The following is an 18355-nucleotide window of genomic DNA, read 5'->3' on the forward strand; positions in this document are numbered from 1 at the left end:
CTTTACTCCTTCTCTCTGGACTCTGGCAGATGCCAGAAATCGAAAAAATTAAACCAGTCGAGCGGCGACATCAGGGCGTAATGCTCCAGCCGCTGCGCGTAGCGATCGACGGTAGCCTGCAGCGCCTGCTGGCGTTCCCCGCGCGGCAGGATCAGCGGGTCGGCAAACGGCTCGCTGTGCAGGACGAGCTTACCCTGCTGGCGCAGGGCGAAAATCAACACCACCGGACAGCGCAGGATGGAGGCCAGGATAAACGGCCCCTGAGGGAACGGTGCGGGCTGGCCCATGAACGGGCTCCAGATCACCCGCCACTCGCCGCCACGCTGCGGGTTGACGGCGATGCGATCGCCCACGATCGCGACCCATTCTCCGCGCTCAAGCTTCTCTTTGATGGCAATGGCGGTGTCCGGGCCGATGTCGGTGACCGACATCAAATTCACGCCGGCCTGGGGCGCCATTTCGTTCATAATTTGCTTAAAACGCCGGGCGTTCTCGCTGAAGACCAGGGCGTTGATGGTTTTGCTGCCGTCCAGCTGGGCCAGCGCCCGGCAGGCTTCTACGTCGCCAAGATGCGAGGCCAGCAGCAGCTTGCCCTGCGGCGCGGCGATATTAAGCGTTTCGCTCGCGCCGGGAGCAAAGACCACGTCGCGCTTAAACTTCAGCTCGCCGCGCCAGCTGGCGACTTTGTCCAGCATCGCGTTGCCGAAGCGCATGAAATGGAAAAAGCTGTTGAGCTGTTCTGGAACAGGCATGTTCCGCTGCATCAGCACCTGCTTCACGCGTGCAATCCACTGCCGCGAAGCCTGCCGCGCCGGACGCGCGATCAGCCAGTAGACGCCGATAACCGGCCACAGCAGCACGGTAAACGCCCGCCGCCCCAGCAGCTGCCAGACACGCAGCATCAGGCGCATGCCCCACAGGCCTTTAACCTCGTCCTGCTGCGCCCAGTGCTGGCCGCGTCGACGGAAGAGCAGGCCGGGAATGCGGGGCAGCATGCCGAAGAACAGCCGGGTATGCATCAGGGAGATCCGCACGTTATCTTTCAACGCGTCGAAGTGGGACAACCCGTCCTGCGGATAGGTCACGCGGGTGGGCAGAAAGACGCTGGTGTTGCCCTGCCAGTAGAGACGGACCATCACTTCGGTATCAAAGTCCATCCGTTTACCGAGCGTTTCACGCGCGGCGAGCCGCAGCGTGGGCGAGACCGGGTAGACCCGAAAGCCGCACATACTGTCTTTAAGCTGCAGGGATAAGGTCTCAATCCATACCCAGACGTGGGTGACCCAGCGCCCGTAGAGCCGCGAGCGCGGGATAGAATCATCGTAAACGGGCTGGCCGGAAATCAGCGCGTCCGGGTGACGCTCCGCCAGCGCCAGCATTTTGGGAATATCTTCGATGGCGTGCTGGCCGTCCGCGTCCACCTGCAGGGCGTGGGTATAGCCCGCACGCGCGCACTCCTCCAGCCCCCTGATGACCGCGGCACCTTTGCCGGCGTTTTGCGCCAGACGGACCAGCGTCATCTGCGGCTGTTCCGCCGCCAGCCGCTCAAGCTCCTGGCGGGTGGCGGCTTCGCTGCCGTCATCCACCACCAGGCACGGCAGGCCAAACGGCGAGAGGCGCGACAGCACGCTGGCCATCGTGGCGCCGTGGTTGTAGCACGGGATCAGCACGCAGGGGCGGAAGGTTACTGACATAGACGAATTTTCCCGCTGCTGGCGGTATGGCGTTCAGCCCCGTCATGACGCAGGTAGCTGAAGGTCAGCAGTTTGCGCCCGGCATGCCACTCAAGCACCAGCGTCACCGTGGTTTCCGGCAGCAGAGGCGCCTGGAACTTCACGTTTTGAATGCTGTGAAAGCGGTAGCCCGGTGCCAGTAAGGTCGTTGCGTAGTGCATCACCCAGTCAAGCTGCGCAACGCCGGGCAGCAGCGGCTGTACGGCAAAATGGCCCCGAAACCAGAACAGAGAGGCGTCGAGATGCAACACGATCTCCAGCTTCTCCGGCTGTGCCTGATGGCGCTCGATTTCATGAATTTTCATGAAATAACTCCTCTAACTGCGCATAGACACGCTTGTTCATACTGTTTACCGGCATCTCATCGACAATGCGCCAGTAGCGTGGAACGGCGACCGGCTCAAGCCACGGCAGCAGGGCGCGTCGCCAGGCGAACTCCTGCGCTTTTTTATCCTGCAGATGCCAGCGCTGACGAACCGCCTCATCCAGCACCAGCAGGACGCCAATCCCCTGACGGCCCCCGCGCGTAACCGGCAGCGCAGCCGCCTCGCAAACGCCGTCAAGCTCCAGCAGGCGACGCTCAATCTCGTTAAGCGAGATGCGCTTTTCTTCAATTTTGACCACCCGCCCGCGGCGACCGGCGATGCTAAACAGCCCCGCACTGTCGAAGTGGAGGATATCGTCCAGCTGGAGTCCTTCAGCCTCATGGATAAGCGGCGAAGTGACGCGGCAGGCGTCATCTTCCTGATGGAAGTTTACGCCGGGGAAGGGTAGCCACGGCAGGTTATCTTCCACGCGATGGCGCCAGGCGAGGATCCCGGTTTCGGTGCTGCCATAAATTTCGTCCGGCCAGATGTTAAGCCAGCCAACCGTGGTGGAGACGTCACGCCAGGGCAGCATTCCGCCCGCGGAAATCAGCATCCTGACGGGCGGCGCGGCCAGTTCGGTATCCAGGCGCTTCAGGAACGCCGGGCTGCTGATGAACAGGTAATGCCGGTCATGAGGAAGGGCGGCCAGCTGCTCTGCGTAGTAGAGCATCGCGGCATGCAGCGGCAGGCCCATCGCCATCGGCAGTACGATGCGAAATGTCAGGCCGTAGAGATGTTGCGGGACGACGGAGGCCACAACGCTACAGCCAGCCAGGCGTTCGCCGAAGCGGTCAGCCAGCAGGCGGGCTTCGCGATCCAGGCTGACGATGTGCTTAACCACCCGGCGCGGCGTTCCCGTGGAGCCGGAGGTGAACAGCTCGACGAAGCGGTTTTCGTTAATCTCCGGCAGGGGTACCCAGCGGGCGATCGTCTGGTGGCGGGAGGCTACCACAATCAGCTGCCCGTCAATATCGAGGGACCGATCGCTCAGGACGCCGCTAAACAGCGGCTGCTGCTCCTCAAGCAGCGAAACGCGGCTATGGCCGGGAATGACCGGCGTTTTACCAGCATGCAGCGAGGCCAGCAGCGCAACGATAAACAGGTAGCTGTTTTCAAAGCACAGCGCCCAGCGCTCGCCTTCCTGCTGACGCAGGGTGTCGACCAGTAACGTCACGTCGTGGCGCAGCTGGCCCAGCGTCCAGGTACGATCGTCGAGCCAGGCGACGGGCGTGTCGTCAGGGCGGGGCGCGTTTAACCACTGGCCCAGCGGAAGGGGGTTATTCATTGTGCATCTCTTTTTTTATCACCCGCTGGCGCACCAGCCACTCTGCCGCCATCAGCGTCCCCATCAGGATGTAAGCCACCATACCGTTCCACAGCGTCCACAGATGCATGTCGCCGTGCAGGACGGTATACAGCGCCATCGCCCCGTTGCCGATGAAAAATCCGCACCAGACGAGGGTCACCCTGCGGGTATAGCGCACGCCCTCCGGCGGCAAATTTGGCTCACGTAAGCGCGCCAGGCGTTCGACCAGCGGCATCGCTGTCCAGAGCGAACCGCCGAACACGGCGAGCATCACAAGATTAACGACCACAGGGTAAAACAGCAGCCACTGGTGGGTTTTCAGCAGGTAGCTTGCCGCGCAGAGCGCGATCCCCGCCAGCGCCACGCACTGCACCACATACCGCATCGGGCCGGTGTTACGCCGCGCCTGACGCAGCCGCAGCAGCAACAGCAGCGCCAACACCGGCAGCAGCCACGGCAGGCTGTTATGCGTCAGCCCAAATCCAATCAGGAAGGGCCACGCCAGCAGCATCAGCCCCGTCAGAAGTGGGATGACCGGGAACGTCCGTCCATCACGCACGGTGTCTTACTCTTCGCGCAGCAGCTGTTCGACGGCGTCTACCACATCCTGAACGGTACGAACCGATTTGAAGGTTTCCGGCTTGATTTTCTTACCGGTTTTCTTCTGCAGATGGACAATCATGTCCACCGCGTCAATGCTGTCCAGCTCCAGGTCTTCGTAAAGACGGGCTTCGGGCGTAATGTCCTGCGGGTCGATTTCAAAGAGTTTGGTCAGAAGGCCGCAGACTTCCTGATAAATGGTTTCTTGTTCGGTCATAGTTCACATCTCAGGCGCGTTGGGCGTGGATAAAGGACGCCAGGGTGGCGACGGAAAAGAAGTGCTGGCGCATCTCTTCGCTTTCGGCAGAAAGCACCACGCCATACTGGTTTTTCACCGCCAGACCCAGCTCCAGCGCGTCGATAGAGTCGAGACCCAGCCCGTCGCCAAACAGCGCGGCATCGGTATCAATATCCTCTGCGGTAAGCTCGTCCAGATTCAGCGTGGTGATAATGAGATTCTTAATTTCAAGATAAAGCGCTTGCATCATTAATTCCTGACAAAGATTGAAGGCCTGATGTTAATCGATGCTGCAGGTGCCGGTTTAACTGCCTTGCCGCCAGTGCCGGTTCTTGTTGCCTTGCATCGTAAAATTCGTCGATGTTCACGCGATCGCGCACATCGACGGTAAAGACAGGTTTTGCGGGCGGTACATCATACCAGCGGCTTTTTTTATCCAGCAGGTGCTCGCTGCAGTGGATGAGTACGATCCGCAGATCGCTGCGGCAGCGCACGGCGATATTTGCCGCGCCGCGCTGGAGGGACATTGCCTCACCTGGGCGGGTACGCGTCCCTTCCGGGAAGATTAACAGCGTGTCGCCCTGGGCCAGACGCTGCTGGCTGGCGGTGAGTAGAGGCTCGGCCTCGCTGTTAATCAGATAATCCGCCGCGCGGATAACGCCGCTGACAAACGGATTGCGCAGTAACGCGCTTTTCACCAGACAGTCGGTTTCGGGCATTACCGACGCCAGAATCACGTAGTCAATTAACGTAGGGTGGTTAGCCACTACCAGGCAGCCCCGATCGCCGCGCAGAGCATCAAGATTGTGGATGCGATAGTCGAGCACCCCGGTGCCGCGGGCAACGGTTAAGAAGAAGCGGAAGCTGGCCGCGATGCTGCGGCGCGCCAGGCGACGGCGTTTGGCGCGATCGCGCTGGGCAATCAGCAGCAGGTTGAACCAGACCAGCGACAACAGCAGCCCGCCCGCGCCAAACAGCACGAAGCAGAATCCGGTCATGGCCAGACGCCATAGCCAGTTGATCCGGGCGGTCAGGCGGTTCATTGGCGCGCCCACTGCCACAGCAAACGTTCGCCGGGCACCACAAACTGCCGTTCCTCGCGGAGATAGCGTTGCAGGAACATCAGGCTTTGCGGCAGGGCGGCTTCCTCGCCTGTGCTGCCGCTGCGGGTTTCGCACTGCCATTCGCTGCCGGCTTCAACCACCAGCGCCACCGCGTACGGCCAGGTAGGCATCTGCGGCGGTAACGCCGGATGGTAAAATTCCGGCAGCGCGCCGTCAAAATCCACCAGCAGGACGCGGGAGTAGCCCGCATGCAGCAGGCTCAGCACTTCACACAGGGCCTGCTGGAAGGTGTCCAGCCCGGCGGAAATGGATGATGAGACAACAGGCTGACGAGCGGCGATCGTGAGATTGCCCACCGCGGAATTGTGCACGGACATGGCGAAGTCGGTAGGCGAGACGGCCTGCCCGGTCGCCAGCGTATGCAGAATACGGTAATTGCGCTCCAGCTCGCCGTGGCGGCTGGAATAGACGACGGCGTCTATGGCGTGGCTTTGCAGCATGGCAAGACCAATATCCACCGCCAGCTTACTGCCTGAGTTAAGGCGGCGCGCGGTCATCATGGGTAACGCGGTCAGGCGGGGTAGAGGAGCCGTCGGGTCGATGGTCGACTGCAGGCGCGACCACGCCTGCCACTCTGCGGCATCGCTTAGTCCTGGCGCTCTTGCCTGCCAGTCAATAATGTTCAGTGAAAATTTCATCTACGCGCGTCCGCGGAATACCGTATTCAAAGGGCAGCCAGGCTGCGCTATTGTTCACGTTTGGTGCAAATTAACAGGGTATGACCTACCCCAAGGTTATCCAGCCGCTGTGCTATGCTGAAGCCCGCCCTTTCCAGGTAGTGATAAAACTTCTCTACGCTGTAAAACCGGCTATTGCCATTCGCCATACAGGTGAAATAGAGCGAGGTGGCATTCAGGCTGAAAGCCGCCGCTTCATATTTCTGGGCATCCCAGAAAAGCTCCATGATGCACAACCGTGCGCCAGGCTTCATGACCTCTGCGACGCGCGTCAGCATGGCGACAATCTGATCCGGAGAGAAACAGTCGAGGAACTGGCTCATCCACCAGACGTCGGCATCTCCCGGCAATGCCGACGGACTAAGCATATCGACAGCATGGAATCCAATACGATGAGAAAAACCTGCTTTTTCGATGTTTTCCTGCGCCAGCGCTATCTGCTGCGGGAGATCGAGGATCGTCACGGCAACATTGTCGTCATAGCGGCAGCAGCGTAACGACCATTTACCTGTATTTCCGCCCACATCGTACAATTTTGTCGGCGAGCTTGCGAATATATATGGCAACGCAGCGTCAAAAGCGGCGTCGGAATAGTAATGATCGAAGGCAAACCAGCTCTCTTTTGCCGGGGCAGGAAGCTGGGATAAAGCCGGATAGATGGTTGGCCAGTCGCCAAATACGGATAATCCAGCCGGTTTTTCTTTCTGCAGGGCATCGGCCAGATGAAATAACCCCTGGTAACAGACGTCCTGCGTGAAATCCATATTAACGCGGGTCATGGGATCGTGGAGTAAGAAATGGCCCACTTTCGCCAGGAAATAACGACCTTCTTTATAAGTAATTATCCGCCCGCTTAATCCCATGTCTAACAATACGCTGACGGCATAACTGCTCAGTGTACTGTTTTCGGTTATTTCGTCGAGGCTCGCCCCCTTATTACCCTGTTTATCGAGCCAGGCGAGAACGCCCGAGTTACGCAGACAAAGCGCGGTCTGAAATAACATCGGCGCAAAAGCGATGCGTTGCGCTTCGGTAATGGCATCCAGCGCGCTGAGCGTGTCCTTTTCGTACATTGTTGCGTAACCTTTCAGGGTAAGAAATGAGGTTATCGGGCCATGTCCGGCCCGACTTTAGAAAAATATTACAGCGCGGCACCCGCAGAAAGGTTCAGCTGAATATCATGGTCGAGGTTGTTCACCCAGCGGTTATAATTTTTGTGAATTTTACCGTCTGCCGCTTTCAGGTTCAGGCTGCTTTCGTAATTAATTGAATAACTTGTCGCAGAGTAGGGAATACGCACCTGGACCGAGTGATCGCGTGCCTGCAGACGGCCCTTAATCACGCCCGGGCCCGCTTCCGTCATGATCCAGTCACGCTTCTGGCCTGCTTTCAAAATGGCTGTTTTCACCTGATCGGCAGTATGACCCGCGCTCACGACAGAGTGAACCTGAGCGATAGGGGCGGTACGCGCACAGCCAGCCAGTGCGCCAACGAATACGGCGGCAGTGCACCATTTAACGAGCTTTTTCATCAACAACTCCATATCAATAATAACAATTAAAGGTAGTGTTTTTTACAAATAAGCATCACCAGGCTTAGGGATTAAGTCAGGTGTGTTTTTAATCAATATTAATGTTTACATTACGTCGTCGCTAAGGCGGGGTATAATATCACGCAAAATAATTAATCATTCCGTTTTTTTTAATTTGATTTAAGGGGTGTTGCATTTAAGCGAAATCTGGATGAGTTGATAAAAAACGGAAGGAATAAGCCTTAACGCAAATAAAAATACCGCGACGGTGAGCGTCGCGGTATTTGACGGTATAAACCCGTTTATACAGACAGATACGTTACCCCGGCAACCGGCTTTTCGGCCGCCCCGGCCCAAGCAGGATCGCCAGCTTGCTGCCCCCTTTGGTGGTTTCCATCCAGATTTTACATACGCTGGTCAGCGGGACCGACAGCAGCATGCCGACAGGGCCCAGCAGCCATCCCCAAATCAGCAAGGATAAAAACACCACCAGCGTCGACATGCCCAGCCGGTGCCCCATCATGCGCGGTTCAAGAATGTTGCCCAGCACCATATGCACGACGAGGAACAGCGCTCCGACCAGCATACATTCGTAGAAACCGTTAAACAGAAACGCCTGAATCATCGGCGGCACGGCGGAAAGCACCGCGCCAATATTCGGCACGTAGTTCAGCAGAAACGCCAGCACCCCCCACATCAGCGCGAACTGAACATCCATCAGCATCAGCCCCAGCCAGACAATAATCCCAGTCCAGACGCTCAGCAGCGTTTTCAGCGCCAGATATTTGGAGACGCCCTTTAAGGCGCGGTGTAGGCCGGCAATGTGTATTTGCGGGTTATTTAAAGCAAAGCGCAGCTTATACGGAACATGGCGCACTTCGAACAGCATAAACACCACCGTCATGACCAGCAGCAGTATGCTGGCCATCGCGCCGGAAAGACCGGTCATCAGCGTGGTGGCGTAGGTCATGACCTTCTCGGAATCCATCCTGCGCAGCATCCGCTCTGGTGAAATATGCAGGTTAAGAAAGGGCATCATCTCCTGCAGCGCGACGATTTTACGCGTCAGCTCTTTATTGTACTGCGGCAACATGGTGGAGAATTCGCTCAGCGATGCCGCCAGTACGCCGAAGAGCGCCGTCAGGCCAATCAGCATCACGATAACCACGATGGTGATGGCCACCGGGCGGCTCACGCCCCGGCGTAAAAACCAGGTCACCAGCGGATTGAGGACAATGGCAAAAAAGAGCGCCAGCAGGAGCTGGACGATAATGTCAGCGGCAGCATGTATACCCGCAAGGATAACCACCAGACAGGCGAGTTTTAATAAGATGTGGAGTCCTGCTTTATCGGGCTGGGGAGCTAACATGCGCGTTCCTTAATAAGATGACCCGATAAGTGTAGTGCCTTAGGGCCGCTTCGTCTGGCACCGATAATCTGAAAGTCGGGGCTGATTTTCTTATTGCTCCGTGGTAATAGTGAAACACTGTTGCAAAAAATTCAGGTAGAACCCCATGCCAGAACCTGCCGCCGAACCGGCGCTGAGCGGATTGCGCCTCAATCTGCGCATTGTTTCCGTCGTTATCTTCAACTTTGCCAGCTATTTAACGATCGGCCTGCCGCTGGCGGTTCTGCCGGGCTACGTCCATGACGTGATGGGTTTTAGCGCGTTCTGGGCGGGGCTGGTCATCAGCCTGCAGTATTTCGCCACGCTCCTTAGCCGCCCGCACGCCGGGCGCTACGCCGACCTGTTCGGTCCCAAAAGCATCGTGGTAGTGGGATTGTGCGGCTGTTTGCTCAGTGGTCTGAGCTACCTGCTGGCTGCCGCTACCAGCCACTGGCCGCTGGTCAGCCTGGCGCTGCTTTGCCTGGGCCGCGTCATTCTCGGGATTGGGCAAAGCCTGGCAGGAACCGGCTCGACGCTATGGGGTGTGGGGGTTGTCGGTGCACCACACATTGGCCGGGTTATCTCGTGGAACGGGATCGTCACCTACGGGGCGATGGCGCTCGGCGCGCCGCTTGGCGTGGCCTGTTACGCCTTTGGCGGTCTGTATGGACTGTCGCTGACCATAATAGCGGTCGCGCTTGTGGCGATACTGTTTGCGCTGCCGCGCCCGAAGGTGAAGGCCAGCAAGGGCAAGCCGCTGCCGTTTCGGGCCGTGCTGGGGCGCGTCTGGCCGTACGGCATGGCGCTGGCCCTGGCGACCACCGGCTTCGGCGTCATTGCGACCTTCATTACCCTGTTTTATGACGCCAAAGGCTGGGAGGGCGCGGCCTTTGCATTAACCCTCTTCAGCGGTGCGTTTGTTGGCGCACGCCTGCTTTTCCCGAACGGTATCAACCGTCTGGGCGGGCTGAACGTGGCGATGATCTGCTTTACGGTAGAGATTGTCGGGCTGCTGTTAACCGGCATCGCCAGCGCGCCCTGGATGGCGAAAATTGGCGTCTTCCTGGCGGGAGCCGGTTTCTCGCTGGTCTTCCCGGCACTGGGCGTGGTGGCGGTTAAAGCGGTGCCGCAGCAGAACCAGGGGGCGGCGCTGGCGACCTATACGGTATTTATGGATATGTCTTTAGGCATTACCGGGCCGCTGGCGGGGCTGGTGATGGCCTGGGCGGGGGTACCGGTGATCTATCTTGCCGCGGCGGGTCTGGTGATAATTGCCCTGCTGCTGACGTGGCGGCTAAAAAAATGGCCCCCGGTGCCGGCACCGGAGGCCACGTCATCGTCGTGAAGGGTTACTGGATCACGATGGTGTTAATGATGTTTTCAGCAGCCGTCTGCGCTTTCTGCTGATCTTCCGCTGGCAGGGTGATCTGCAGGGTCAGCAGTTTGTTATCAACCTTGCCCAGCACCACAGAAGACCAGGCGGTCTGGCCTTTCGCGGAGATGATGCTGTCCAGCTGCTGCAGCTTATGGCCTTTCAGCTCGATGGATTTATTGGTTACCACCTGCAGCTGCGGATCGCGGCCGCGCTGCTGATCTTCCAGACGTTTGGACAGGACGGCCAGGTCTTCGCTGGTGTCGTCGCCCACAATCACAATGACCGCTTTCTGGCCGGTTGCGTCGGAGTAAACGTGCATGTTATTCGCCTGGGTGCCCAGCTTGCCGCTCTGGTCAGTCATATCGGCTGGCAGAGAGAAACTGAGTTTGCCATCCATCAGATTCACCGGTTGACCGGTCGCGTTGCTTTCTGCGGATGCGCCCTGAGCAGGCGTTTTTGTGTCGCTGTTATCACAGGCTGCAAGACCCACAACCAGCAGGCCAATCCCGACATATTTAACCAGATTGCGCATTGACTTCTTCCTTTCGATAAACGGCCATAGCGGCTCATTCACCCATCTTATCACAACTGATAAAGCGAACCCTTAACCAGCCTGCAATGCCGTGATTTCAGATTTATCTGCCAGCCTTTTCAGCAGCATATTCAGCAGCACGCCGTACATCGGCAGGAAGAAAACAATGCTGATGAGCACCTTGAAGCAGTAGTCCACCAGCGCGATCTCCATCCAGTGCTCGGCCATAAAGGCATCCGGGCTGCGCCAGAAGGCGATGAAGAAGAAGGCCAGCGTATCGCTTACGTTGCCGAACAGCGTGGACGCGGTCGGCGCCATCCACCAGCGGTGATTCTGACGCAGGCGGTTAAACACGTGCACGTCGAGGATCTGCCCCAGCGCGTAGGCCATAAAGCTTGCCGCGGCGATACGGGCGACAAACAGGTTGAAGTGTGTCAGCGCCTCAAAGTCCTGCCAGCTTCCCATGTAAAACAGGGAGGAGATCACGTACGAGATGAACAGCGCCGGAAGCATGACCGCAAAGATAATGCGGCGCGCCAGCGGTGCGCCGAAGATACGCACGGTCAGATCGGTGGCGAGGAAAATAAACGGAAAGCTGAACGCGCCCCAGGTGGTATGAAAACCAAAAATGGAGATCGGGAGCTGCACCAGGTAGTTGCTGGAGGTGATCACCAGCAAATGGAAAAGCGAAAGCCAGAACAACGCTTTTACGCGCTGTGATTCAGAGAACTGCGTCATATTGTGACCTTTTTATACGTTGGGGTGAGGGAACCCAATAAAAACCGCAGCATGATACTGCTTTGGCTGGACATTGCAATGGTTGGTTTTTGCGCAATCGTTAACCTGGTTTGCATTGCCCGCGCCGGGGCGTAAACTACTGCCGTTTTTATCTGACCGAGAAGATCATGACCGACCTGTTTTCCAGCCCAGACCACACCCTTGATGCCCAGGGCCTTCGCTGCCCGGAGCCGGTAATGATGGTACGTAAGACCGTGCGTAACATGCAGACCGGTGAAACGCTGCTGATTATTGCTGACGATCCGGCCACCACGCGCGATATTCCCGGTTTTTGTACCTTTATGGAGCATGAACTGGTGGCGCAGCAGACCGAGGCGCTGCCGTACCGGTATTTGATTCGTAAGGGGTAGGTGGGCTGTCCTCTGCGGCCTGATGCCCTCACCCCGGCCCTCTCCCACGGGGAGAGGGAGAAAGTCATCCTTTCATCCACGCCCGGATGCCGTCCAGGAACATCTGCGTCGCCATCATTACCAGAATCAGCCCCATCAGACGCTCCAGCGCGTTCACCCCTTTCTCACCCAGCAGGCGCAGGAACAGCGACGACTGCAGCAGAATAATAAATGTTCCGCCCCAGGCAATCAGCAGGGCAATCACCAGATGGCTCATCTGATTCGGATACTGATGCGACAGCAGCATCAGCGTCGCCAGAATGGTTGGCCCCGCGACTAGGGGAATCGCCAGCGGCACGATAAACGGCTCTTCGCCTGCGGGCAGGCCGCTGCTGCTGCCTTCGGCGCTCGGGAAGATCATCTTAATGGCAATCAGGAAGAGAATAATCCCGCCGGAAATGGAAACCGTTTCGGCGCGCAGGTTCAGGAACGCGAGAATTTTTTCACCGGCAAACAGGAAGATAAACATCACCAGCAGGGCGATAAGCAGCTCGCGGATCATGATCGCCCGGCGGCGCTTCGGCTCGGTGTGCTTCAGCACCGACATGAAGATGGGCAGGTTGCCCAGTGGATCCATTATCAGGATCAATAAAACCGCTGCTGAAATGATTTCACTCATGTAAATTATCCCTGAAACTCTCTATGGTTATTATGATAATTAGCTGTATTTCTGATTGCCGGGCAATCATCGATTAATTTCGCTTGCGACTTTGGCAGCATTTTGTAATGTGAAGCATATCCCAGTTCAATACTGGCTTGCACAATCAGCACACACCCTCAGCAGGAAAAAAATGCTATGAAAAACGTTGGTTTCATCGGCTGGCGCGGTATGGTCGGCTCTGTACTCATGCAACGCATGGTTGAAGAGCGCGATTTCGACGCTATCCGCCCGGTCTTCTTCTCCACTTCCCAGCTCGGCCAGGCTGCTCCGTCCTTTGGTAGTACCACAGGCACGTTGCAGGACGCTTACGATCTGGAAGCGCTGAAGGCACTCGACATTATTGTGACCTGCCAGGGCGGCGATTATACCAACGAAATCTATCCAAAGCTGCGTGAAAGCGGCTGGCAGGGCTACTGGATTGACGCGGCCTCTTCACTGCGCATGAAAGACGATGCCATCATTATTCTCGACCCGGTTAACCAGGACGTCATCACCGACGGCCTGAACAACGGCGTGAAAACCTTTGTTGGCGGCAACTGCACCGTCAGCCTGATGCTGATGTCACTCGGCGGCCTGTTCGCGCAGGACCTGGTGGAGTGGGTCTCCGTGGCGACCTACCAGGCCGCGTCCGGCGGCGGCGCGCGCCACATGCGCGAGCTGCTGACCCAGATGGGCCAGCTGCACCAAAGCGTCGCGACTGAGCTGGCAAACCCGGCGTCCGCCATCCTCGACATCGAGCGCAAAGTCACTCAGCTGACCCGCAGCGGCGAGCTGCCGGTGGATAACTTTGGCGTACCGCTGGCCGGTGGCCTGATCCCGTGGATCGACAAACAGCTGGATAACGGCCAGACCCGCGAAGAGTGGAAGGGCCAGGCGGAGACCAACAAAATCCTCGCCACCGCGAATACCATTCCGGTTGACGGTCTGTGCGTGCGTATCGGCGCGCTGCGCTGCCACAGCCAGGCCTTCACCATTAAACTTAAAAAAGATGTGTCTATTCCGACCGTGGAAGAGCTGCTGGCCGCGCACAACCCGTGGGCGAAAGTGGTACCAAACGATCGCGATATCACCATGCGTGAACTGACCCCGGCTGCCGTTACCGGCACGCTGACCACGCCGGTTGGCCGCCTGCGCAAGCTGAACATGGGGCCGGAGTATCTCTCCGCGTTCACCGTCGGCGACCAGCTGTTGTGGGGGGCCGCCGAGCCGCTGCGCCGCATGCTGCGCCAGCTGGCGTAATAATTTGTTAAACACAGGGGGTGATTGTCACCCCCTTTTTTTGCGTACTACATGGAGTAAAACGCAGATGTCTTATTTTTTATCAGGAGGAACCACGACGTTGGCTATGCTTTAAGGAAGATTTATTTCTCACCTGAGGGTAGGGCGGAGCAGAGAGGATCAACTGCACCGTTTAGGTCACATTAAAAGTCGTCCCGGAGCGCGTAAAAAGGGCGACATAAAAAAACAGGATGAATACCATGTCCGATCGTATTTCGAGAGACGTGATTAATGCGCTTATTGCGGGTCATTTTGCCGACCCCTTTTCTGTGCTAGGGATGCACCGTACAGAGGCCGGACTGGAAGTTCGGGCGCTGTTGCCGGATGCGACAGAAGTGTGGGTTATCGAACCCAAAACCGGCCGCAAGGTGGGTAATCTGGAATGCCTCGACTCGCGCGGCTTCTTCTCGGGCGTCATGCCCCGCCGTAAAAACCCCTTTCGCTATCAGCTTGCCGTTATCTGGCACGGCCAGCAAAACCTGATTGACGATCCCTACAGCTTTGGGCCGCTCTTAAAAGAGATGGATGCCTGGCTGCTGTCCGAAGGGACCCATTTACGCCCCTACGAAACGCTGGGTGCCCATGCGGATACCATGGACGGTATCACCGGCACGCGCTTTGCCGTATGGGCGCCAAACGCCCAGCGCGTTTCCGTCGTTGGGCAGTTCAACTACTGGGACGGTCGCCGCCACCCGATGCGCCTGCGCCGTGAGACGGGCATCTGGGAGCTGTTTATCCCCGGGGCGCATAATGGCCAGCTCTACAAATTTGAGATGATCGACGCGCACGGCAAGCTACGCATTAAAGCCGACCCGTACGCCTTTGAGGCGCAGATGCGCCCGGATACCGCATCGCTGATCTGCGGCCTGCCGGAGAAGGTCGTCCAGACCGAGGAGCGCAAGCAGGCCAACCGCTTTGATGCGCCGATCTCCGTTTACGAAGTGCATCTCGGCTCCTGGCGCCGCCACACGGACAACAACTTCTGGCTCAGCTACCGGGAGCTCGCCGACCAGCTGGTGCCGTACGCCAAATGGATGGGCTTTACCCACCTCGAACTGCTGCCGGTTAACGAGCACCCGTTCGACGGCAGCTGGGGCTATCAGCCCACCGGGCTGTATGCGCCCACGCGGCGCTTCGGCACGCGCGATGATTTCCGTTATTTCATTGATGCTGCGCACGCCGCCGGGCTGAACGTGATCCTCGACTGGGTGCCGGGCCATTTCCCGTCGGACGATTTTGCGCTGGCAGAGTTCGACGGCACGAAGCTGTACGAGCACAGCGACCCGCGCGAAGGCTATCACCAGGACTGGAACACGCTGATCTACAACTACGGTCGCCGTGAAGTGTCAAACTACCTGGTGGGGAATGCGCTGTACTGGATCGAACGCTTCGGTATTGATGCCCTGCGCGTGGATGCGGTGGCCTCGATGATCTACCGCGACTACAGCCGCAAAGAGGGGGAGTGGATCCCGAACGAGTATGGCGGCCGTGAAAACCTCGAAGCGATTGAATTTCTGCGCAACACCAACCGCATCATCGGCGAGCAGGTGGAAGGCGCCGTGACCATGGCGGAAGAGTCGACGGACTTTGCGGGCGTCTCCCGCCCTCCGTCATCAGGCGGCCTGGGGTTCTGGTACAAGTGGAACCTGGGCTGGATGCACGACACGCTCGACTACATGAAGCTCGACCCGGTTTATCGTCAGTATCACCACGATAAGCTCACCTTCGGGCTGCTCTACAACTACACCGAAAACTTCATGCTGCCGCTGTCGCACGATGAAGTGGTGCACGGCAAAAAATCCATTCTCGACCGCATGCCGGGCGACGCGTGGCAGAAGTTTGCCAACCTGCGCGCCTACTACGGCTGGATGTTTGCCTTCCCGGGCAAAAAGCTGCTGTTTATGGGCAATGAGTTCGCCCAGGGTCGCGAGTGGAACCACGACACCAGCCTCGACTGGCATCTGCTGGAGGGCGGCGACAACTGGCACCACGGCGTACAGCGTCTGGTGCGCGACCTGAACCTGACCTACCGCCACCACAAAGCGCTACACGAGCTGGACTTTGATCCGTACGGCTTTGAGTGGCTGGTGGTGGACGACCACGAGCGCTCGGTGTTTGTCTTTGTACGTCGTGACAAAGCGGGCAACGAGATTATCGTCGCCAGCAACTTCACGCCGGTGCCGCGCGAACACTACCGCTTCGGCATTAACCAGCCGGGCAAATGGCGCGAGATCCTGAATACCGATTCCATGCATTACCATGGCAGTAACGCCGGTAACGGCGGGCTGGTGCAGAGCGATGCGATTGAAAGCCACGGGCGTCCAAACTCCCTGAGCCTGACGCTGCCGCCGCTTGGCACCATCTGGCTGATGCGGGAGGGAGAATGACGCAGCTTACGGCAGGTAAACCCGAACCGCTCGGCGCGAGTTTTGATGGAAAGGGGGTGAACTTCACGCTCTTTTCTGCTCACGCGGAGCGGGTGGAGCTCTGCGTGTTTGACGGGGAGGGTAACGAGCACCGTTACGATTTACCGTCCCGCACGGGAGACATCTGGCACGGTTACCTGTCCGGCGGGCGTCCGGGAATGCACTACGGTTTCCGCGTACACGGCCCGTGGGAGCCATCTCAGGGGCACTGGTTTAACCCGGCGAAGCTGCTGATTGACCCGTGCGCGCGCCGCGTGGACGGCGAGTTTAAAGACGACCCGCTGTTCCACGTCGGCTACGGCGAACCGGACCACCGCGATAGCGCGCCCGTCGCGCCGAAAAGCGCGGTGGTGCACGATCTCTACGACTGGGAAGACGATGCCCCGCCGCGCACGCCGTGGGGTAACACCGTCATCTATGAAGCGCACGTCAAAGGGCTGACCTACCTGCACCCGTCGATCCCCAAAGAGATGCGCGGCACCTACAAAGCGCTGGGGCATCCGACCATGGTCGCTTACCTGAAGCATTTGGGCATCACCGCGCTGGAGCTGCTTCCGGTGGCGCATTTCGCCAGCGAGCCGCGTCTTCAGCGTCTTGGGTTAAGCAACTACTGGGGCTACAACCCGCTGGCGATGTTCGCTCTCGACCCGCGCTACGCGGTGCATCCGGAGAAAGCGCGGGACGAGTTTCGCGACGCGGTGAAGGCACTCCACGCCGCGGGCATTGAGGTCATTCTGGACGTGGTGCTGAACCACAGTGCGGAAAGCGATCTTGACGGCCCGACGCTCTCACAGCGCGGAATCGATAACCGTAGCTATTATTGGATCAGGGAAGATGGCGATTACGAGAACTGGACCGGGTGCGGTAACACCCTCAACCTCAGCCATCCGGCCGTTACGCATTACGCGTATGAATGCCTGAAATACTGGGTTGAAACGTTCCACGTGGACGGTTTTCGTTTCGACCTGGCGCCGGTGATGGGGCGCACCCCAGCATTTAGCCAGCAGGCGCCGCTGTTTGAGGCGATAAAAAACTGCCCGGTGCTCTCAACGGTGAAGCTCATCGCAGAGCCGTGGGACATCGGTGAAGGCGGTTATCAGGTGGGGAACTTCCCGCCGCTGTTTGCCGAGTGGAACGACCACTACCGCGATGCCATCCGCCGCTTCTGGCTGGCGCGCGATTTGTCGCTGGGCGAGTTCGCCGGACGCTTTGCCGGCTCCAGCGATCTCTTTAAGCGCGACGGAAAACGTCCGTCGGCCACCATCAACCTGGTGACGGCGCATGACGGTTTTACGCTGCGCGACTGCGTTTGTTTCAATCAGAAACACAATGAGGCCAACGGCGAAGAGAATCGCGATGGCACTAACAATAACCATAGCTTCAATCATGGTATAGAAGGGTTAGGCGGAAGTCTGGATGTGATCGAGCGGCGACGCGCCAGCGTTCATGCGCTGCTGACGACGCTTTTGCTGTCTCAGGGCACGCCGATGCTGCTGGCGGGCGACGAGCACGGCCACAGCCAGCACGGCAATAACAACGCCTATTGCCAGGACAATACCTTAACCTGGCTCGACTGGGGGGAGGCGAACAGCGGGTTGACCCATTTCACCGCGGCGCTGATCCACCTTCGCCAGCAGATCCCCGCCCTTACCGCCGACAGCTGGTGGGAAGAGGGCGACGGCAACGTTAGCTGGCTGAATAAAGACGCGCAGCCGTTGAGCGCGCAAGAGTGGCAACACGGCATCACCTGCCTGCAAATCCTGCTTTCGGATAAGTGGCTGGTGACGCTGAACGCGACGGACGACGTCGCAGAGATTGTTTTACCTGACGGGGAGTGGCGAGCTGTTCCCCCCTTTGCCGGAGCGGATAATCCGGTAGTAATGGCTGTCTGGCACGGGCCTGCGCACGGAGTGTGCGTATTCCAAAGATGAT

At 58.4% G+C, this 18355-nt stretch carries 19 protein-coding genes; 5 read left to right on the plus strand and 14 right to left on the minus strand.

Annotated elements, in window-relative coordinates:
* Nucleotides 1-2: 2 nt before the first annotated feature.
* The 11 genes from IM291_RS18240 to IM291_RS18290 all read right to left on the minus strand — a co-directional run bounded on the left by IM291_RS18240 (nucleotide 3) and on the right by IM291_RS18290 (nucleotide 8946).
* Nucleotides 3-1694, minus strand: a complete 1692-nt coding sequence (locus tag IM291_RS18240) for a glycosyltransferase (protein ID WP_192987440.1) — start codon at nucleotides 1692-1694, stop codon at nucleotides 3-5.
* On the minus strand, nucleotides 1685-2038 hold the full coding sequence (locus IM291_RS18245; protein ID WP_192987442.1) for a hydroxymyristoyl-ACP dehydratase: 354 nt from the start codon (nucleotides 2036-2038) through the stop codon (nucleotides 1685-1687). The genes IM291_RS18240 and IM291_RS18245 overlap by 10 nt, the downstream gene beginning before the upstream one ends.
* On the minus strand, nucleotides 2025-3386 hold the full coding sequence (locus IM291_RS18250) for an acyl-CoA synthetase (RefSeq protein WP_049138144.1): 1362 nt from the start codon (nucleotides 3384-3386) through the stop codon (nucleotides 2025-2027). Before IM291_RS18250 ends, IM291_RS18245 begins: the two co-directional genes overlap by 14 nt.
* A complete protein-coding gene (locus IM291_RS18255) occupies nucleotides 3379-3918 on the minus strand; it encodes a hypothetical protein (protein ID WP_226840425.1) in 540 nt (179 codons plus the stop codon). Before IM291_RS18255 ends, IM291_RS18250 begins: the two co-directional genes overlap by 8 nt.
* A 54-nt stretch (nucleotides 3919-3972) precedes the next feature.
* The gene (locus IM291_RS18260; protein WP_024908875.1) at nucleotides 3973-4224 is read right to left on the minus strand and encodes an acyl carrier protein; all 252 of its coding nucleotides are present in this window, start codon (nucleotides 4222-4224) and stop codon (nucleotides 3973-3975) included.
* 10 nt (nucleotides 4225-4234) lie between these two features.
* The gene (locus IM291_RS18265; protein WP_028014701.1) at nucleotides 4235-4492 is read right to left on the minus strand and encodes a phosphopantetheine-binding protein; all 258 of its coding nucleotides are present in this window, start codon (nucleotides 4490-4492) and stop codon (nucleotides 4235-4237) included.
* Nucleotides 4473-5288 carry a 1-acyl-sn-glycerol-3-phosphate acyltransferase gene (locus IM291_RS18270; protein ID WP_063155494.1) on the minus strand — a complete coding sequence of 272 codons (816 nt, stop codon included), beginning with the start codon at nucleotides 5286-5288 and terminating at the stop codon, nucleotides 4473-4475. Before IM291_RS18270 ends, IM291_RS18265 begins: the two co-directional genes overlap by 20 nt.
* The gene (locus tag IM291_RS18275; protein ID WP_045259378.1) at nucleotides 5285-6007 is read right to left on the minus strand and encodes a beta-ketoacyl synthase chain length factor; all 723 of its coding nucleotides are present in this window, start codon (nucleotides 6005-6007) and stop codon (nucleotides 5285-5287) included. The genes IM291_RS18270 and IM291_RS18275 overlap by 4 nt, the downstream gene beginning before the upstream one ends.
* A 47-nt stretch (nucleotides 6008-6054) precedes the next feature.
* Complete coding sequence (locus IM291_RS18280; protein WP_150145209.1) at nucleotides 6055-7119, minus strand: class I SAM-dependent methyltransferase; 1065 nt, start codon at nucleotides 7117-7119, stop codon at nucleotides 6055-6057.
* Between the two features lie 68 nt (nucleotides 7120-7187).
* Complete coding sequence (locus IM291_RS18285; RefSeq protein ID WP_028014697.1) at nucleotides 7188-7577, minus strand: hypothetical protein; 390 nt, start codon at nucleotides 7575-7577, stop codon at nucleotides 7188-7190.
* A 319-nt stretch (nucleotides 7578-7896) separates the two neighbouring features.
* Entirely contained in the window at nucleotides 7897-8946 is a 1050-nt protein-coding gene (locus IM291_RS18290) for an AI-2E family transporter (protein WP_041911893.1), read from the minus strand.
* A gap of 145 nt (nucleotides 8947-9091) precedes the next feature.
* On the opposite strand from IM291_RS18290, the gene IM291_RS18295 reads away from it, so the two are divergent.
* The gene (locus tag IM291_RS18295; protein WP_192987446.1) at nucleotides 9092-10309 is read left to right on the plus strand and encodes an MFS transporter; all 1218 of its coding nucleotides are present in this window, start codon (nucleotides 9092-9094) and stop codon (nucleotides 10307-10309) included.
* Nucleotides 10310-10313: 4 nt separating this feature from the next.
* Here the strand turns inward: IM291_RS18295 and IM291_RS18300 are convergent, their stop codons facing one another.
* Nucleotides 10314-10871 carry a DcrB family lipoprotein gene (locus IM291_RS18300; protein WP_028014694.1) on the minus strand — a complete coding sequence of 186 codons (558 nt, stop codon included), beginning with the start codon at nucleotides 10869-10871 and terminating at the stop codon, nucleotides 10314-10316.
* Between the two features lie 72 nt (nucleotides 10872-10943).
* Complete coding sequence (locus IM291_RS18305; protein ID WP_192987448.1) at nucleotides 10944-11609, minus strand: 7-cyano-7-deazaguanine/7-aminomethyl-7-deazaguanine transporter; 666 nt, start codon at nucleotides 11607-11609, stop codon at nucleotides 10944-10946.
* Nucleotides 11610-11776: 167 nt separating this feature from the next.
* Between IM291_RS18305 and tusA the strand changes: the two genes are divergently transcribed.
* Complete coding sequence (gene tusA / locus IM291_RS18310; RefSeq protein WP_008503071.1) at nucleotides 11777-12019, plus strand: sulfurtransferase TusA; 243 nt, start codon at nucleotides 11777-11779, stop codon at nucleotides 12017-12019.
* 64 nt (nucleotides 12020-12083) lie between these two features.
* Here tusA and yhgN read toward each other — a convergent pair whose 3' ends face one another.
* The gene (yhgN, locus tag IM291_RS18315) at nucleotides 12084-12677 is read right to left on the minus strand and encodes an NAAT family transporter YhgN (protein ID WP_003861574.1); all 594 of its coding nucleotides are present in this window, start codon (nucleotides 12675-12677) and stop codon (nucleotides 12084-12086) included.
* 177 nt (nucleotides 12678-12854) lie between these two features.
* Between yhgN and asd the strand changes: the two genes are divergently transcribed.
* The 3 genes from asd to glgX all read left to right on the plus strand — a co-directional run bounded on the left by asd (nucleotide 12855) and on the right by glgX (nucleotide 18354).
* Nucleotides 12855-13958 carry an aspartate-semialdehyde dehydrogenase gene (gene asd / locus IM291_RS18320; protein ID WP_192987449.1) on the plus strand — a complete coding sequence of 368 codons (1104 nt, stop codon included), beginning with the start codon at nucleotides 12855-12857 and terminating at the stop codon, nucleotides 13956-13958.
* 239 nt (nucleotides 13959-14197) lie between these two features.
* A complete protein-coding gene (gene glgB / locus IM291_RS18325; RefSeq protein WP_045259374.1) occupies nucleotides 14198-16384 on the plus strand; it encodes a 1,4-alpha-glucan branching enzyme in 2187 nt (728 codons plus the stop codon).
* Nucleotides 16381-18354, plus strand: coding sequence for a glycogen debranching protein GlgX (gene glgX / locus IM291_RS18330; protein ID WP_028014691.1), 1974 nt, complete (start codon nucleotides 16381-16383; stop codon nucleotides 18352-18354). Before glgB ends, glgX begins: the two co-directional genes overlap by 4 nt.
* The last annotated feature ends 1 nt before the right edge of the window (nucleotide 18355 follow it).

This window comes from Enterobacter cloacae complex sp. P27C (genome assembly GCF_014895705.1).
GTDB lineage: Bacteria > Pseudomonadota > Gammaproteobacteria > Enterobacterales > Enterobacteriaceae > Enterobacter > Enterobacter bugandensis.